This is a genomic window from Arthrobacter humicola (genome assembly GCF_022803015.1).
Taxonomy (GTDB): Bacteria; Actinomycetota; Actinomycetes; order Actinomycetales; family Micrococcaceae; genus Arthrobacter; species Arthrobacter humicola_A.
In genome coordinates this window covers 1-420 of sequence record NZ_JAFKON010000048.1, presented here as the reverse complement: position 1 = coordinate 420, position 420 = coordinate 1, and the positions used below count along the sequence as shown (strand labels likewise).

Genomic DNA, 420 nt, shown 5'->3' with positions numbered 1-420 from the left:
CCCCTAGACTGCGACGAAACCCGAAGAGGAGTAGCCATGCCCCGGCGCCGTCGCACCGTCGCACAGCACGCCCGCCTGCGTTCCCCGCATCCACTCGAGCAAGTCGCCACCCTCATCGCCGTGGCGGCGGTCGTCGCCGTCGTGTCGGCGATCGGCGTCGCCTCGTACACCGCGTACGACCTCACGTCGGAGTTCGTCGACGAGGCCGTCGCCGTCGAGAACCAGCCCCCGGTCCCGCCCGACCTCGGCCGGCTCGAGGGCGGCGTCAACATGATGGTCGTCGGCATCGACGCGTGCGAAGAGAACCTCATCGCCCTCTTCGGCGAGCGCTGCGAGGGGCCCGACTCCGAGGGGCGCCTCAACGACGTCAACATCCTCGTGCACATCTCGGACGCCCCGCGAAAGGTCACGGTGGTGTCG

1 pseudogene is annotated in these 420 nt (G+C 69.8%); it reads left to right on the top strand.

Annotated elements, in window-relative coordinates:
- Positions 1-36 precede the first annotated feature (36 nt).
- Positions 37-420, top strand: a pseudogene (locus tag ARTB_RS21395) (LCP family protein); the annotation flags it as partial.